Below are 15,205 nucleotides of genomic sequence, written 5' to 3'. Positions count from 1 at the left end.
TTGAGGCTGAGCATATAATTATGCTCAGCCTCAATTGTATATAATGCTAAAAACTACCTTAATATGAAAGACAGTTGAATTATTAAAAATAATATATAAACCATCCCACGAGAGCCTGTTATGAGTGATGAAATCAATTTGCAGACCTTTGCTGCGCTACCTGTCTCCAAGATAACAAAAAAGCCTGTGCTACATTTTGCCCATGCCAATGGCATGCCAAGTGCTGTCTATGAGCCGTTTTTTGCAGGATTGTCCGCATTTTTTACGATTGAATATATTGCCATGTTGGGTGACACGCCGGATTATCCCGTGGATAATCATTGGCGCAGTCTGACGCAGCAGGTGATCGATAGCGTAAAAACTGCCTGTGAGAAGCATAGCGTCAGTCAGGTGGTGGGCGTGGGTCATTCACTTGGCGCCATGTGTACCTTGCAAGCAGTGTACCGTGAGCCTAAGCTGTTTGCTCAAGCAGTGCTCATGGATCCGCCTTGGATTTATGGCAAAGTTAGCTTGTTATGGCATTTGGCAAAGACAGTAGATAAATTGCCTCTTACGAGTAAGCGTTTGATGGATAAATTGTCACCAGCGGGTATCTCTAAGCATCGCCGTGATGTGTGGGACAGCCGAGCAGATGCGTACGAAAAAATGCGGCACAAAGGATTTTTCAAAAACTTTGATGAGCGCAGCTTCCAAGGCTATATCGATCATGGCTTGCATGAGCGCGCGGATGGTAAAGTGACACTGGCCATTCCTAAAGCTAATGAAGTAGAAGTGTTTCGTACCAATCCTTCTTGGTATTGGCTGACGCCCAATCGTGGCCCCAAAGTGCCTGTTACCTTGATTATCGGTCAAGACAGTATCTTTTTGAAACGTCGGTTTCCCCAACAGATAAAGTCGCGCTTGGGCATACCTTATGAGACTCATGAAGGGGGGCATATGTTCCCACTTGAGCACCCAGAGTCTGTATCGCAGCAGGTACTAGAACTGATTAAGCGGCAACTATCAAAATAAAAGCAACGTATCGTTATGTAGGCTTGTGTCTAATACAAGCTGACAGCGTATTTTTTAAGTGACATATATATGCCAAAAAACGTGACAGCTTTACCGGATATCGCAACCTCGTCTGAGCGTCCGCCATTATTTTCACGCGTTGGTACATTTATGCTGACGGTAGGGATGGTGCTTGCGTTTTTTATCAGTCAATTGGTAGGCGTCTATATCGCTGGCAAGCTGGTATTACCTGCGACCAAAAATGCTTCGATGGGCGATATCTTCTTTTTTGGCAGTAACGATGGAACAGTCGTGAGCTTATCAATACTCATAGGCTGTGTGCTGCTGATGACAACCAGTGTTCTCATTATTCGTATAAAAGGCGGGGAATGGCGACAGTATTTAGCATTAAAGCCGTTTTCATTTACGGTAGGTATGGGCATGCTAGGATTGCTGTTGATATTTATGATAGTCAGTCAGGCGCTGACTTATATGCTGGATATGACGCCGCTGGTATTTGTCGACCCTCTATATCAGTCTGTTAGTTCAGTGTGGCTGCTGGTCTTTGCAATGGTCGTCGTTGCACCTATTTACGAAGAAGTGATCTTTCGTGGCATATTATGGTCAGCCATCAAAGAGCAGTTCACCGCACCGTCATACTCTGTGCAGCACGGTGCGATAGTAGCAAGTATCGTGACCAGTTTGATATTTGCCACTATCCATGTGCAGTATGGCATTTATGAAATCAGTACTATTGTGGTTTTGGCATTCATATTTTGTTATGCACGTATCAAGTCAGGGTCGCTATTACTGCCAATCGTACTACATATCGTTAATAATGGCGCAGCAATGTGGCAGTATCTTGCGCAAGCGGCGTAGATAACATGCTAGCCACGACAATGGCTAGCATGTGAATTCTATCAAGCCAGTTATATCAGCATTTAGCTATGCGTCAGGATTTAACAATAATACTTCATCGGCTGCTCGTTTAATGTCATCGAGCGTGAGCTGAGGTTTGCCGCTCAATGCTTGCCGCCATTTGCGTGCACCCATCAATCCTTGAAACAATCCTAGATAATGCCGTGTCATCGTGGGTAGTGCTTCGCCTTTGGCGATTTGTTCTTGTAGATAAGGGTAGAGCTGCTCTAAAATCTCTGAGCGCTTAGGTATTGTTTCGGGTGCTGCCTCGTTCCATAAGCTATTGGCCTCTGCTAATAGATACGGGTTGTGATAAAACGCCCGACCAATCATCACGCCATCGATATGTTGCAAATGCATTTTTATGTCTTCAATGGTATCAATACCGCCATTGATCTCAATATCAAGCTCAGGAAAGTCTTGTTTTAGACGATAGACATCCTCGTAGCGTAGCGGTGGTATCTCGCGGTTTTGCTTAGGACTCAGCCCTTGTAGCCACGCGGTACGTGCATGAACGATAAAACGCGTACAGCCAGCCGCCGCAACGGTCTGCACAAAATCCACCATAAACTCGTAACTGTCAAAATCATCGATACCGATACGGTGTTTGACCGTCACGGGGATATCGACTGCAGCTTGCATGTGCTTGACCAAGTCAGCCACCGTTTTTGGCTCTGCCATTAGACAGGCGCCTATCTTGTTGTGTTGCACACGATCAGAAGGGCAACCAACATTGATATTGACTTCATCATAGCCGTATTGCTGAGCAAATTCGGCGCATTGTGTCATCTCACTGATATCTGCTCCGCCAAGCTGCAATACCAGTGGATGCTCAAGTGTGTCAAAGCGTAGGTGACGTGCGCGGTTACCGTGTATCAATGCACCGGTGCTAATCATTTCGGTATACAGGTACGTGTGCGGGTTAAATAGTCGCGCAAAGTAACGATAGTCTGTCGTTGTCCAATCAATCATTGGCGCAACGGAGAGGCGTTTGTTGGTCATATCAACCATGGTTATCAAGCCTTAATATCTGTGTCTTAAACAAATGGATAAGGTGCAATGAGATATCTCATTGCACCTTAGTTTTAAACATCGTTCGAATTAGTGACTGATCTATTATTTATAAAATAACATGATCAATCTTTTTGAATTCAGGCAAATTATAGAAATAAAGCCCCATAATAATACCGATAGAGCCCACAAAGGCAATATATAGCGCTGGCGAGAAACTGATGAGTGTCGTGGCGTAACCAAGACCAAAGGGTATCAGCACACCCACGATACCGTAGGTAATATTATAACAAAAAGAAATGCCGGTGAGACGTACATTGGTCGGAAATAGCTGCACTAAAATGGCAGGGATCATGCCCATGATACCGGCACAGAACCCTAGCAATGCATACATGATTAAGATATAGTCGCCACCCGCCTGCAGATGATAAAAGAACGCCAGTGTTTGAGCGATAAGTAAAACAGAACCAATGACCAAAATTTTACCAAAGTTCTCATGGGTCGAGATCATGCCATAAAAGACACAGCCAAGAACCATAAATACGATGCCCAAGCTATGAGAAAAGCTAAACAAATCACTGTCTAAAGTAAAGTTGATTTCTATTAGTTCTGGCAGTAGTAGGACAATGACAGAGGTGATACTAGATATCACTATAGTCAGTACCATACTGACAAAGATAGAATGTTTGCAGCGCTTGAATAATACCGTAAATGGTCTACCTAGATTCTTACCAGTTTTTGGCTTATCTAACGCCAAGAAAAACGGAGTCTCTTTAACCAATCGCCATACCAACAATGGCAGACAGGTTAGTAAGGCGCCAACAAAAAACGGCAAACGCCAGCCATAATCAGTCAGCTGTACGGTGGTCATAAAGTCAGTCAGCCACAGAAAAAACGCATTAGAGAACAGTACACCTACCAAAAAGCTAGCCGTAACGTAGCTACAAGCCACTGACAAATACTGCCGAGGGACATGCTCCGCCACAAATACCCAAGATAGCGGTGTGTAAAGACCAAATGCCATACCTTGTATGATTCTCAGCAATATGAATAACGCAGGTGCAAGCGCACCCCACTGCGCATAAGTAGGCAGACACGCCATTGCGAGCAAGCTACCTGCCGTAACGATTATGCTCAGGAAAAAGGTCGGCTTTCGACCTTTGAGATCACCATAACGCCCGAACACAATACCACCAAATGGCCGAGCCAAGTAACCAATGACAAACAGCCCCATTCCTTGCAGCTTAGCAACCGTAGGATCGTTATTAGCGGGGAAAATAGCAGCTGAGACAATGTCTGCAATGTACAAATAAATCAAGAAATCAAAAAAGATTACAGCGCTGACAAAGCTTACGAATATGACTGTATTTTTGTCTTTTTTAGACATCAGGGCGTATTGAGAACGAGTCGGCATAATAGATCACGCATCCACGGAGTAAAGTGGTCATTAAGACGATCATCGTTTAGATAATCGGCCATGATAAAAACCGGCAAATCAAAGTATATAAACAATGATTCGCCGGAACAGTAATTTTGTGTATTGTAATAAGAACTTTGATTACAGGATTTGGCTTTTAACAAAAGCAAAACTGCACATCCTGCAATTTTAGGGACTATTTAGAAAAGAGTTTACATATTACAGTAGCCAGTCAATGGGTAACCAAGACATAATAGTAAGCCAGATATGATCACTCATATCGACCCGTGGCTCTGACTCGTAAACGACTTCTTTGCCATCTTCCATGGTGTGCCACTCCAAGCTACCGTTGTCTAGCAGCTTAACTTCATAAGCTTGGTTTAGTAAATCATCACTCAGCGCCCCATGCAGCTGTCTTGCCAACTCATCATCATTGATGATGACGCCCATCTCAGTATTGATATTGGCAGAGCGAGGGTCAACGTTGTAGGAACCGATAAACACTTGATAGTCGTCTACCGCAAACGTTTTTGCATGTAGGCTGGTTGATGACTGACTGCGTGCACGCCAGAGTTTATTGTCACGTTTTTCTTCAGCTGCCGTTGATTTTAGCTCGTATATTTTTACGCCTGACCGCAGCAGGCTAGGGCGCCATTGACTATAACCAGAATGAACAGCGGTCACGTCGGTCGCATCAAATGAGTTGGTTAATATTTTGATATCAACGCCAGATTTGGCGAGCTTCACCAAAGTATCGACCCCATCTTTGGTCGGGACAAAATAAGACGAGATGATGGTCAGTTTTTTGGTTGGGCTACCGAGTAACGTACGCAGTTGATGCACCAAGTTGGTCTCAGATGAGACGCTTTTGGACAGCTTGCCAACATCGTCACTCAAAAACTGCATGTCTGTCCAACGAAATGGTACACGCTTGTTGATCAGATCAGTGTCTATCGTCGAGTCTTTGATGGCGGCTTTATAAACCGTCAAGCTACTGCCTTCGTTATTTTCCTCATCTATACCCAGCTTGTCTAATGCCTTCAAAAAATCAGGCGTGACGTCATCGTCGAACTTGGCTAAAGTTTCGATGTCAAACGACAGTGGCGATGACCAGTAACTGGCAAAGCTATTATCAATGTCTGCGACGACTTTACCAATCAGTAAAACATCCAAATCCGCAAACTGGCTGCTTTGATCGTTACTCATGTACTCATTACCGATATTACGTCCGCCGATAACGGTAATCTGTTTATCAAACGTCATGCTTTTATTGTGCATACGGCGATTGATACGCGGCAAACCTGTGACGTAGTTCAATGTTGAAAACTTACGGTGCATTAATGGGTTGATGATACGCACCGCGATATTAGGGTGGCTCGCAAAACGTAATAGGTGCTGATCAAACTTTGCACTGTTATTAAAATCATCCAACAACAAACGCACGATCACACCGCGCTCAGCCGCTTCCCACAAGTCTTTTAATAGCAGTTGGCCAGCCTGATCATTATGCCAAATATAATACTGCGCATCGATATTGCGCGTGGCCATACCTGTTAAGATACTACGGGCGGCAAACGCATTTGCCCCAGTGACGATCGGATGATAGCCTGACAGATCAGGATGAATCTCATTTTGTGCTGTGATGGCGGTCACTAGATCAGTATTGTTGGTTGTAGTCGCTGTATTTTGCTCAATCTTTGGGCTGTCTTCTTGTTGGTATAAAGCATTGACTCGCGCTGATAACGCTTGGCTCTCAGGTAGATGTGGCTGTTTGGGTAGGCTCTGGCAAGCGCTCAGACCTAAAGTCAGCCCAAGTGTCAGACTCAACGATAAGCTGCTTGGTTCTATACTGAACATCGACATAACGAATTTACCTTGATGAGCCTAAATATACTGATAAATAAAATGCATGGATAAGTAATTTACTGAAATTGTTCATCTATTTTTAAGGATGATAGCATTGATTGGACGGTCTATAAAAATATCACCAACGCCAAAATTCAAATCGTCGCTAAGCTTAGCAGCTGTTAGCATATCTGCCTATTATAAATACGTTATTTTTGTTAGGTTTGACGATTGAGTTTATCGTGATTTATTGTCGGTTAAGCGGTTAAGTCTGCATAATGGCTGTCATATTGAACATCCAGTTATTTTAATAGGCAAAATTAATAATTAGAAGTTATCTGAAACCAGATGTGTGGAATAAGTCGGCATGTTATGATAACGCTGATGAATTTGCTTAATAATCAAAAAAATAAGCAGTCCTTTTATACCAACCAAAACAAAGCAACGGAACGTCTATGAGTCAGTCGCAAACGAAAGATGAGAATAATTTGAACCAAAAAAACTCAAACGATGGGTTAGATCCAAACTGGCGTAACGATGCCTTAGATTTAGGATTAGATTACGGTATGCAAACTATCGCCGTGCGCGCAGGTCAGCATCGTACCGATGAGGGCGAGCATTCAGAGCCGATTTTTACGACCAGCTCTTATGTTTATCAATCAGCCGCTGATGCTGCGGCACATTTTGACGGTACAAAGACAGGAAACGTTTACTCTCGTCATACCAACCCAAGCGTCCGTACTTTTGAGCGTCGTCTCGCCGCGCTAGAAAACGGTGAACGTGCGGTTGCAACGGCCTCTGGTATGGGTGCAATCCTGACCATGTGCTTGGCATATCTAAAAGCGGGTGACCATCTGCTCGCTGCCAATCAGTTATTTGGCTCGTCTATTGGGCTGTTTAATAACTATATGGCCAAGTTTGGCGTTGAAGTTAGCTATGTTGATTGCTTTGACAATGAGGCATGGGCCAATGCCGTTCAACCAAACACCAAAGTGATCTATTGTGAAAGCCCAAGTAATCCACTGGCGCAGATTTGCGATATCGGTTATTTGAGCACGCTTTGCAAAGCCAATGACATACTACTGGTCGTTGATAACTGCTTTGCCACGCCAGCATTGCAGCGCCCTCTAGATTTGGGTGCCGATGTCGTTATTCACTCTGCGACCAAGTACTTAGACGGTCAGGGCCGAGTACTTGGCGGGGCGTTGGTTGGTAGTGACAAACTCATGCAAGAAGCGTTTACCGTAGTGCGCTCAGGCGGTATCAGCATGAGCCCGTTTAATGCTTGGGTATTTACCAAGGGGCTTGAAACGCTAAAACTCCGAATGCAAGCGCATTGTAACAATGCCAATCAAGTCGCAGAATTTTTGGTCAATCATCCTAATGTCAGTACCGTACATTTCTCCGGCCTAAGTGACCATCCTGCACATGAGCTCGCCACACGCCAGCATCATATGAAAGACGGTTACGGTGCTATCATGGGTTTTGAAGTCAAAGCATCTGACAGCCGCGATACGAAAGAAGCGGCTTGGCATGTGATTGACTCGACTCAAATGGTCTCTATCACCAACAACTTGGGCGATGCAAAAACCACGATTACGCATCCTGCGACGACCACGCATTTTCGCCTAACCCCTGAGGCGCGTGCTGAAGCTGGCGTGAAAGACGGTCTGATTCGTCTATCAGTCGGTTTGGAAGATGTCGAAGATATTATCAAAGATTTGGCGCGTGGTTTAGACAGTTTGTAAAGATAGCGGTATAATGCCGTCAGTATTTTATTTTACACTTTAAAGTATCCCATTTATTATTATAAGACAAAGAGGCAGCTATGAACATTCAAGCATTGATGCAACAAGCACAAACGATGCAAAAGAAAGTAGAAGCAAACGTTGAAAATGCTAAGAAAGAGCTTGCGAACAAAGAAGTTCAAGCAGAAGCGGGCAGTGGTCTGGTTAAAGTCACCATGACTGGTCGCCATGTGGTCAAGCGTTTGACCATCGATCCAAGTCTGCTAGAAGATGAGCCAGATATGATCGAAGATCTTATCGCTGCCGCTATCAATGATGCGGTGCGTCAAGCGGATGAGCTATACGAAGAAACCATGGCTGGCGCGACCTCAGGTATGGGTCTGCCACCAGGTATGCAAGGTATGTTCTAAGCATTAAATACTTTAGACTGAACACAAAAATGGGGTTGTTATCGGCACGATACGACCCCATTTTTATAGCTACGATTTATAAATTTAGTTAAATAAAGTCAACTAAAGGAAAGCCACTTTGCTTACAGCCAAATTTGATCAGCTGGTCAAACAGCTGCGTATATTGCCAGGCGTCGGTCAAAAAAGTGCCCAACGAATGGCGCTACATTTGCTTAGTAAAAAACGTCCGCAAGGCATGGCGCTTGCCCAAGCACTAGATGAAGCCATGCGCGATATCGTTGAATGTCAGCGCTGTCATAGCTTTAGTGATGAAGCGGTGTGTCCTCTATGCCAAGACCCTAGACGTGATGATGGGCTGCTGTGTGTGGTCGAGACAGCAGCAGATGTGATGGCAATCGAGCAAACGGCAGGGTATCGTGGTCGCTATTTTGTGCTTGGCGGACACTTATCCCCGATTGATGGAATCAGTGCAGATGACTTAAATATTGATCAGCTGGTATGGCGAGTCAAACAAGAGCCTGTTGAAGAGATTATACTGGCAACAGGTACGACGGTTGAAGGCCAGACCACCGCACATTTTATTAGCGAGGCCGTCAGTCGTCATGTCAATAAAGTCACACGTTTGGCACAAGGGATACCGATGGGCGGCGAGCTTGAGTATCTAGATAGTATGACGCTGGGTCAAGCCATGCAAAACCGCTCTTTTTTATAAGGTTTTGCTGACATCAAAGTCTTACCCATTTCATTTCGTGAAATTGTTATAATTGCTTTATTATTGTTCTCCTTTTTCATTTTATTAAGACGCAGTATCGCGTTTTATTTTCTCCTATTTATGCAGGTATCTGCCCGTGTCCAACAACGTTTCAAACGCTTCAGTCAAATCAAACCCTTCTGAGATTACTGATAACTCATCACAAAAAGCAGCTAATACTGAGATGACATCAGTGGCGACACCTTCGGAATCAAATGATGATGCACTGGATGTTGATGCAATTGATATCGATGCACTGTTGGATGTCGCTGATGCTGTTGATGTCACATGGGTGCGTGAGCAGCACCAATTGGCTGAGGTGATCAATGCCTTGGCAACTTGTGGCCGCGTCGCACTAGATACTGAGTTTATCAAACGCGACACTTACTATCCGCGTTTGGCACTCGTACAGTTAAATACGGGTAATCACGTGTATTTACTAGATGCGCCTGAGTTGCAACTGTCTGAGCTGTGGGAGGCCTTGCGCCAAGTCGATGTGGCCATCTGGCATGCTTGCGGCGAAGATTTAGGCATTTTTTATCTGCTATCTGGTTGTCCACCATTGACCAATATTTTTGATACGCAAATTGCGTTGTCTTATTTAACCGGTCAATTACAAATGGGCTATCAGCAGGCATTGGCAGATCAGCTAGATATGCATATCGATAAAGAGCACAGTCAGTCTGATTGGCTCCAGCGCCCGTTGACAGACGAGCAAGAGCAATATGCCATCGATGATGTGCGTTATTTGCCAGCGCTGTATCTCAGTATCGAACATGCGCTTAAGGCACAAGGCCTATACGATTACGTCTGGGCGGATTGTCAGCTCTACGCCAGTGATTTGTATGACTTGCAGCACGTCGAAGATGAAGCGATGTATCTGACGATGGCAGATTATCGCTATAACTCACAGCAAATGGCGATACTCAAAGGGATTGCGACGTGGCGAGAAGAGCTGGCACGTGCGACCAATCAGCCGCGTACGTTTATCATCAAAAAGCAAGCGGTACGCGAGATCGTCACTGAAAAACCAAACAGCATGCGTGAGCTGGCGCACAAAACGACGATGCACCGTAGTATGCTGCGTCTCTATGGTGAAGAGCTGCTTAAGATAATAAGAAACGCCAAAAACCTACCACCTGCCGAGCATCCAGCTTGTCTTGTGCCGCCATATCGCTCAAAAAACAAAATCCTGTCAAAAGCAGTGCAGCAAGCGATTGATGATCACGCTAAGGCTATCGGCATGCCTAGCAGCGTTTTAATGCGCAAAAAATGGCTAGGACAGTTGTATGAAGTGATTGCTCTTGATAAAAATCTCAGCGAACTGCCACAAGGTCTCAAAGGTTGGCGCAATGACTGGGTCGTCCAGACGTTGATTCCAGTGATCAGCAAGCATAAAACTGAATTGCAGCAAGGGATGGGTATTAGATAGCAAATACAGCCAACTCAAAAAATTGATGCCTAATTTCACATTGCTTGTTTTTTAAATCAATTTTTTTTAAATCAATCAATGGCAGCATCAATTTTCTCTCTATCGATAAATGGCCGTTTTGACAATCTTGCTTATACTTTTGCTCGGTCATATCTATTCCATTATTCGCTGTCATCTAGAGCATTTTAGGTATTAAAAATATGCCCTAGCGTTCAAACTCACCATTTTCTAAAAAGTAAATCACTTGCCGAGCCACTTCTTTATCGACCAGCATGCCTGTATGGGTCACAGGCAGTACGATATGGTCGTTGGCGCAGTCAAGACGTGTTTCGCTGACGTAAACTGTACCATCATGAGCACAGTTTTCTGTGGCTGCTGATTCGCTTTCTTTATTCAGTTTGCGATTATGATATTGCAAAAAAGGTTGTCCTAAGCCGCGCGGTTTATCGCCTGCAATCACGCCTATATGAATATGTTCAGGACAGGACGTCGCTGTACCATCGAGCGCATCAGCATAAGATCGTCCTACAATTAAAGGGCTCAAACGCCATACGTAATCCGCGCAAACACTTCCCACATGCGGCGTGCCCAGCGTGACGCAGCGCCCAATTTGCCACTTGGGATAATTGGCCAAAAAATCACGAATAATCAATCCACCCAAGCTATGACCGACCAAATCTATTGGCTGATCAGGGTTGTGGTTGGCACTCAGCCACTCATGTAGTCGCTGGCTGTTGGTTTTGATACCGTCGCGCATGCTGCGATAGCTGTATTGATGGGTGGCAAAACCTTGCGCTTGTAAACGCTTCGCTAATGGACGCATCATCCAAGTCGTTTGATGCAAACCATGTATCAAAATCACAAGGTTTTTTCGTTTAGGCGCTTTTTGTGCCATGTCTTTTTGTTGCATAACAATATCCAAATGAGTAGCATTATAAGATTTTTTTATCGACGCTTGTTTATAAAAATGAGCGGATAGACAGACATCTTATATTAGCGCTTTAGGGGTAAGGGTTGTCAAATTATCTAAATTTTTAATTTCAATATTAGCTATTTTTTCGCTGTCAGGTTGTACTACTTATAGTGAATTCAGTATAAAAACGATACAGTGGGACTGGGATAAATTTTACGCAGCATCGAGCAGCGTAGGCACAGCACGAAAGGAGAATTTAGACCAGTTCCACCTTGATATATAATGTATCTGTTTTATTTAGGATTGACTATATAGAGTAGATAGAGCACTAATTGTTAAGGTGGAGATGCCAGAAATGATAGTAGTAAGCGAACCTATACCAGCTAAGACACCTCTACAAATTGCTACTTGGTCCCCAACTAAATATGATGGTCGATTTACAGCGATGACAGCGGGATATTTGACAGTTATTAATAACTATCTTGCTTTAACTAGAGATAATGAAGAAGTAATGACACAGGACAATACTCTTTTATTAGTATTAGCGAATACTTTCTTTTCGTGGGAGGCGGATAAAGAGATTATGTTATTTGAAGGTAAGTCCTATAAGGTCGGCGATGCGCTTTATCTTGGTGGTGCGGCGTTTACTTATCCCAATGCTAATATTACAGATCAGATAAAAGTGAACTGGATAGACTGTGGCTTGAATAAAGGATGGTTGGGCGGTTAAGTCTCATTGATAGTGTCAAAATTTAACAATGCATGCATAAAACAAAACCGCCAAATCAGCGACTGATTTGGCGGTTTTTTATAAAATAAACGAGCAGTTATCGAAAATGATCATTACATATAGTTTTCGATACTTGGGCAAGAACACATAAGGTTCTTGTCACCGTACGCATCATCGACGCGTGCCACACTTGGCCAGAACTTGTTTGCACGGATGTAAGGCAGTGGGAACGCAGCAGTCTCACGGCTGTATGGATGCGTCCATTCTTCATTAGTAATCATAGCAGCCGTATGCGGTGCATTGACCAATGGGTTGTCTTCTAGCGTCCAGTTGTCTTCGCCCGCTTTTGCTTTCATCGCTTCAGCTTTGATAGATTTCAGCGCACTGATAAAACGATCCAACTCCTCGACAGACTCAGACTCTGTGGGCTCAATCATCAGTGTGCCTGCGACTGGGAAGCTCATCGTTGGTGAGTGAAAACCGTAATCCATCAAGCGCTTAGCAATATCGCTTTCAGTGATGCCAGTCTCTTCTTTTAACGGACGAATATCGATGATACATTCGTGAGCCACGCGGCCGTTTTTACCTGTATATAATACAGGGTAGTGGTCTTTTAGCTGGGCGGCTACATAGTTAGCGTTTAGCAGGGCAAGCTCGGTTGCTTTTAGTAGGCCATCGCGGCCCATCATAGTGATATACATCCATGAGATAGGTAAGATGCTCGCTGAACCATAAGGCGCAGCCGATACCGCTGAGCAGTCTTTTTGCGCGTTATGCACAGGGCTTAGCGTATGGTTTGCCATGAATGGTGCCAAATGCGCCTTCATACCGATAGGACCCATACCTGGACCGCCGCCGCCATGCGGGATACAGAAGGTTTTGTGCAGGTTCATATGTAGTACATCAGCACCAACGTCTGCAGGCTGCATCATGCCTACCTGAGCATTCATGTTGGCGCCATCCATATAGACCTGACCACCGTGCTTGTGAGTCAAATCACAGATATGACGGATGCCTTCTTCAAACACGCCATGAGTCGATGGGTACGTGATCATTAAAGCGCCCAAACGCTCGCTGTGCTCTTCACACTTGGCGGTTAAATCCTCAATATCAACGTTGCCGTTTTCATCGGTTTTGACCACGACGACTTTCATACCCATCATCATGGCAGTAGCAGGGTTGGTACCGTGCGCTGACATTGGAATGAGGCACACATCGCGATCGGTTTCGCCCAATGACTCATGATAACGGCGAATCGCGAGCAGACCAGCATATTCACCAGAAGCGCCAGAGTTTGGCTGCATAGAGACATCATCAAAACCAGTGATGGCTTTTAATTGATCTTGTAAGCTATCGATCATCGCAATATAGCCTGTGACTTGGTCACGCGGTGCGAATGGATGCACATTGGCAAACTCAGGCCAAGTAATCGGTAGCATCTCACTGGTGGCATTCAACTTCATGGTGCAGCTGCCTAGTGAAATCATGCTGCGGTTCATCGCTAGATCTTTGTCTTCAAGCGACTTTAGGTAGCGTAGCATTTCATGCTCGGTATGATGCGAGTTGAATACTGGATGAGTCAAGATGTCATCCGTACGCAGGTGTGCGCTGTCAAGTGAGATGCGAGCGGTTTCAGGTAGATCGTGTGACTTGTTGACGAATAACTGAGTCAATACGCCAAAATCTTGCTGATCACTGGTTTCACTAAAGGCAACGCTCAATTTGGTGTCGCTTAGACGCCATAAGTTGTAGCCAACGTTGTCTGCATTTTTAAAGATTTGCGTAGCTAGCTTCTCTGAGCCGCAATCAACCACGACTGTATCGAAGAATTGATCGTGTACCACGCTTAAGCTGCTGTCATTCGCTGCTGTGATGGCATCAGCAAAGGCGGTGGCAAACGCATGGATACGAGTCGCAATACGCTTCACGCCACTTGGGCCATGATAGACGGCATACATACCAGCGAGATTGGCGAGCAATACCTGCGAAGTACAGATGTTTGAGTTGGCTTTTTCGCGGCGGATATGCTGCTCACGCGTCTGTAGCGCCATACGTAATGCGGTATTGCCTTGTGCGTCTTTAGATACGCCAATGATACGACCAGGTGCTGAGCGTTTTGCTTTATCAGAGAATGCAAAGTAAGCAGCATGTGGGCCACCAAAGCCCATTGGAATACCGAAACGCTGTGTGCTACCTAGTGCTACGTCCGCACCCATATCGGCTGGTGATTTTAATAACACCAAGCTCATGATATCACTGACGACACTGACGTAAGTCTTGTTTTCTTTTACGGCCGCGATGACGTCTGTTAAGTCTTTAACGTCGCCTTCTACGCCAACATACTGGAATAGCGCACCGAAATAGTCGCCTGATTTGGCCGTTTCAAAATCACCCACGACCACGTCCCAACCAAAGTATTTCGCACGAGTATTGATGACATCTAGCGTTTGTGGATAGACGCGCTCATCGACGAAGTACTGCGTTGACTTGCTTTTACTTACACGCTTTGACATCGCCATGGCTTCTGCTGCTGCCGTTGCTTCATCAAGCAGTGACGCACCAGCTAATTCAAGACCAGTCAAATCGATACAAACTTGTTGGAAGTTCAGCAATGCCTCCAAACGACCTTGAGCGATTTCTGCTTGGTAAGGGGTATAAGCGGTATACCAGCCTGGATTTTCAAGGACGTTACGCTGAATGACGGCAGGCATACGAACCGGAGAGTAGCCTTGACCGATATAGCTCTTATTGACGGTGATGTCATCTGCCATCGTGCGTAGTTTGGCAAGTGCCGCATGCTCACTCATTGCCACTGGCAAATCCAATTCTTTGTGCAAACGTACCGGCTCAGGCACAGTGTCATTGATAAAGCTTTGCATATCTTTATAACCAACAGCGCTGAGTAGGTCAGCTTGCTTGGTTTCGTTCGAACCTAAGTGGCGATAGACAAATTCAGCTTCGTTGAACAATCCTTGAAAGGTATCAAACGATGGGTTTTGAGAGATAGTCATGACAATCCTTGGTTAAGGGAGTAATAAAC

At 44.8% G+C, this 15,205-nt stretch carries 13 protein-coding genes; 7 read left to right on the top strand and 6 right to left on the bottom strand.

The window, feature by feature from the left end; translation table 11 throughout:
• Window positions 1-120: 120 nt before the first annotated feature.
• Both HL061_RS03785 and HL061_RS03780 read left to right on the top strand, forming a co-directional pair.
• Entirely contained in the window at window positions 121-1,011 is an 891-nt protein-coding gene (locus tag HL061_RS03785) for an alpha/beta hydrolase (RefSeq protein WP_071001890.1), read from the top strand.
• A 69-nt stretch (window positions 1,012-1,080) separates the two neighbouring features.
• On the top strand, window positions 1,081-1,869 hold the full coding sequence (locus HL061_RS03780; protein WP_071001889.1) for a type II CAAX endopeptidase family protein: 789 nt from the start codon (window positions 1,081-1,083) through the stop codon (window positions 1,867-1,869).
• A 66-nt stretch (window positions 1,870-1,935) separates the two neighbouring features.
• On the opposite strand, the gene dusA is transcribed toward HL061_RS03780, so the two are convergent.
• From dusA to HL061_RS03765, 3 genes are all read right to left on the bottom strand, one after another.
• Window positions 1,936-2,919, bottom strand: coding sequence for a tRNA dihydrouridine(20/20a) synthase DusA (dusA, locus tag HL061_RS03775; protein WP_071001888.1), 984 nt, complete (start codon window positions 2,917-2,919; stop codon window positions 1,936-1,938).
• Between the two features lie 109 nt (window positions 2,920-3,028).
• Window positions 3,029-4,333 (bottom strand): MFS transporter, encoded by a 1,305-nt coding sequence (locus tag HL061_RS03770; protein ID WP_071001887.1) that lies wholly within the window; start codon window positions 4,331-4,333, stop codon window positions 3,029-3,031.
• 222 nt (window positions 4,334-4,555) lie between these two features.
• Entirely contained in the window at window positions 4,556-6,199 is a 1,644-nt protein-coding gene (locus tag HL061_RS03765) for a phospholipase D family protein (protein WP_071001886.1), read from the bottom strand.
• Window positions 6,200-6,636: 437 nt separating this feature from the next.
• Here HL061_RS03765 and HL061_RS03760 point away from each other — a divergent pair, with 437 nt between their 5' ends.
• From HL061_RS03760 to HL061_RS03745, 4 genes are all read left to right on the top strand, one after another.
• Window positions 6,637-7,929, top strand: a complete 1,293-nt coding sequence (locus tag HL061_RS03760) for an O-succinylhomoserine sulfhydrylase (protein WP_071001885.1) — start codon at window positions 6,637-6,639, stop codon at window positions 7,927-7,929.
• Between the two features lie 80 nt (window positions 7,930-8,009).
• Complete coding sequence (locus HL061_RS03755; protein ID WP_025651278.1) at window positions 8,010-8,339, top strand: YbaB/EbfC family nucleoid-associated protein; 330 nt, start codon at window positions 8,010-8,012, stop codon at window positions 8,337-8,339.
• A gap of 118 nt (window positions 8,340-8,457) precedes the next feature.
• The gene (gene recR, locus HL061_RS03750; RefSeq protein WP_071001884.1) at window positions 8,458-9,051 is read left to right on the top strand and encodes a recombination mediator RecR; all 594 of its coding nucleotides are present in this window, start codon (window positions 8,458-8,460) and stop codon (window positions 9,049-9,051) included.
• A 136-nt stretch (window positions 9,052-9,187) separates the two neighbouring features.
• Window positions 9,188-10,522, top strand: a complete 1,335-nt coding sequence (locus HL061_RS03745; RefSeq protein WP_335725902.1) for an HRDC domain-containing protein — start codon at window positions 9,188-9,190, stop codon at window positions 10,520-10,522.
• Here HL061_RS03745 and HL061_RS03740 read toward each other — a convergent pair.
• Together HL061_RS03740 and HL061_RS03735 are read right to left on the bottom strand one after the other, a co-directional pair.
• The gene (locus tag HL061_RS03740) at window positions 10,515-10,673 is read right to left on the bottom strand and encodes a hypothetical protein (protein WP_156770969.1); all 159 of its coding nucleotides are present in this window, start codon (window positions 10,671-10,673) and stop codon (window positions 10,515-10,517) included. The two genes, HL061_RS03745 and HL061_RS03740, sit on opposite strands and share 8 nt — an antisense overlap.
• Before the next feature lie 54 nt (window positions 10,674-10,727).
• Entirely contained in the window at window positions 10,728-11,432 is a 705-nt protein-coding gene (locus tag HL061_RS03735; protein WP_227674255.1) for an alpha/beta fold hydrolase, read from the bottom strand.
• A 349-nt stretch (window positions 11,433-11,781) separates the two neighbouring features.
• On the opposite strand from HL061_RS03735, the gene HL061_RS03730 reads away from it, so the two are divergent.
• Window positions 11,782-12,165, top strand: coding sequence for a hypothetical protein (locus HL061_RS03730; protein ID WP_093068134.1), 384 nt, complete (start codon window positions 11,782-11,784; stop codon window positions 12,163-12,165).
• Window positions 12,166-12,278: 113 nt separating this feature from the next.
• Here HL061_RS03730 and gcvP read toward each other — a convergent pair whose 3' ends face one another.
• Window positions 12,279-15,176 carry an aminomethyl-transferring glycine dehydrogenase gene (gene gcvP, locus HL061_RS03725; RefSeq protein WP_093068138.1) on the bottom strand — a complete coding sequence of 966 codons (2,898 nt, stop codon included), beginning with the start codon at window positions 15,174-15,176 and terminating at the stop codon, window positions 12,279-12,281.
• Window positions 15,177-15,205 lie beyond the last annotated feature (29 nt).

This window comes from Psychrobacter sp. PSP (assembly GCF_024085615.1).
Lineage (GTDB): Bacteria > Pseudomonadota > Gammaproteobacteria > Pseudomonadales > Moraxellaceae > Psychrobacter > Psychrobacter pacificensis.
The sequence above is the reverse complement of the archived record's forward strand: the minus strand, read 5'-3'. Positions and strand labels throughout refer to the sequence as shown.

Excerpts from the sequence above, each read along its gene's own strand:
- HL061_RS03735 (WP_227674255.1), bottom strand. The coding sequence starts at position 11,432 with ATGCAACAAAAAGACATGGCACAAAAAGCGCCTAAACGAAAAAACCTT.
- HL061_RS03740 (WP_156770969.1), bottom strand. The coding sequence starts at position 10,673 with ATGACCGAGCAAAAGTATAAGCAAGATTGTCAAAACGGCCATTTATCG.
- HL061_RS03780 (WP_071001889.1), top strand. The coding sequence starts at position 1,081 with ATGCCAAAAAACGTGACAGCTTTACCGGATATCGCAACCTCGTCTGAG.
- HL061_RS03755 (WP_025651278.1), top strand. The coding sequence starts at position 8,010 with ATGAACATTCAAGCATTGATGCAACAAGCACAAACGATGCAAAAGAAA.
- HL061_RS03770 (WP_071001887.1), bottom strand. The coding sequence starts at position 4,333 with ATGCCGACTCGTTCTCAATACGCCCTGATGTCTAAAAAAGACAAAAAT.
- HL061_RS03765 (WP_071001886.1), bottom strand. The coding sequence starts at position 6,199 with ATGTCGATGTTCAGTATAGAACCAAGCAGCTTATCGTTGAGTCTGACA.
- dusA (WP_071001888.1), bottom strand. The coding sequence starts at position 2,919 with ATGGTTGATATGACCAACAAACGCCTCTCCGTTGCGCCAATGATTGAT.
- HL061_RS03785 (WP_071001890.1), top strand. The coding sequence starts at position 121 with ATGAGTGATGAAATCAATTTGCAGACCTTTGCTGCGCTACCTGTCTCC.
- gcvP (WP_093068138.1), bottom strand. The coding sequence starts at position 15,176 with ATGACTATCTCTCAAAACCCATCGTTTGATACCTTTCAAGGATTGTTC.
- HL061_RS03760 (WP_071001885.1), top strand. The coding sequence starts at position 6,637 with ATGAGTCAGTCGCAAACGAAAGATGAGAATAATTTGAACCAAAAAAAC.
- HL061_RS03730 (WP_093068134.1), top strand. The coding sequence starts at position 11,782 with ATGCCAGAAATGATAGTAGTAAGCGAACCTATACCAGCTAAGACACCT.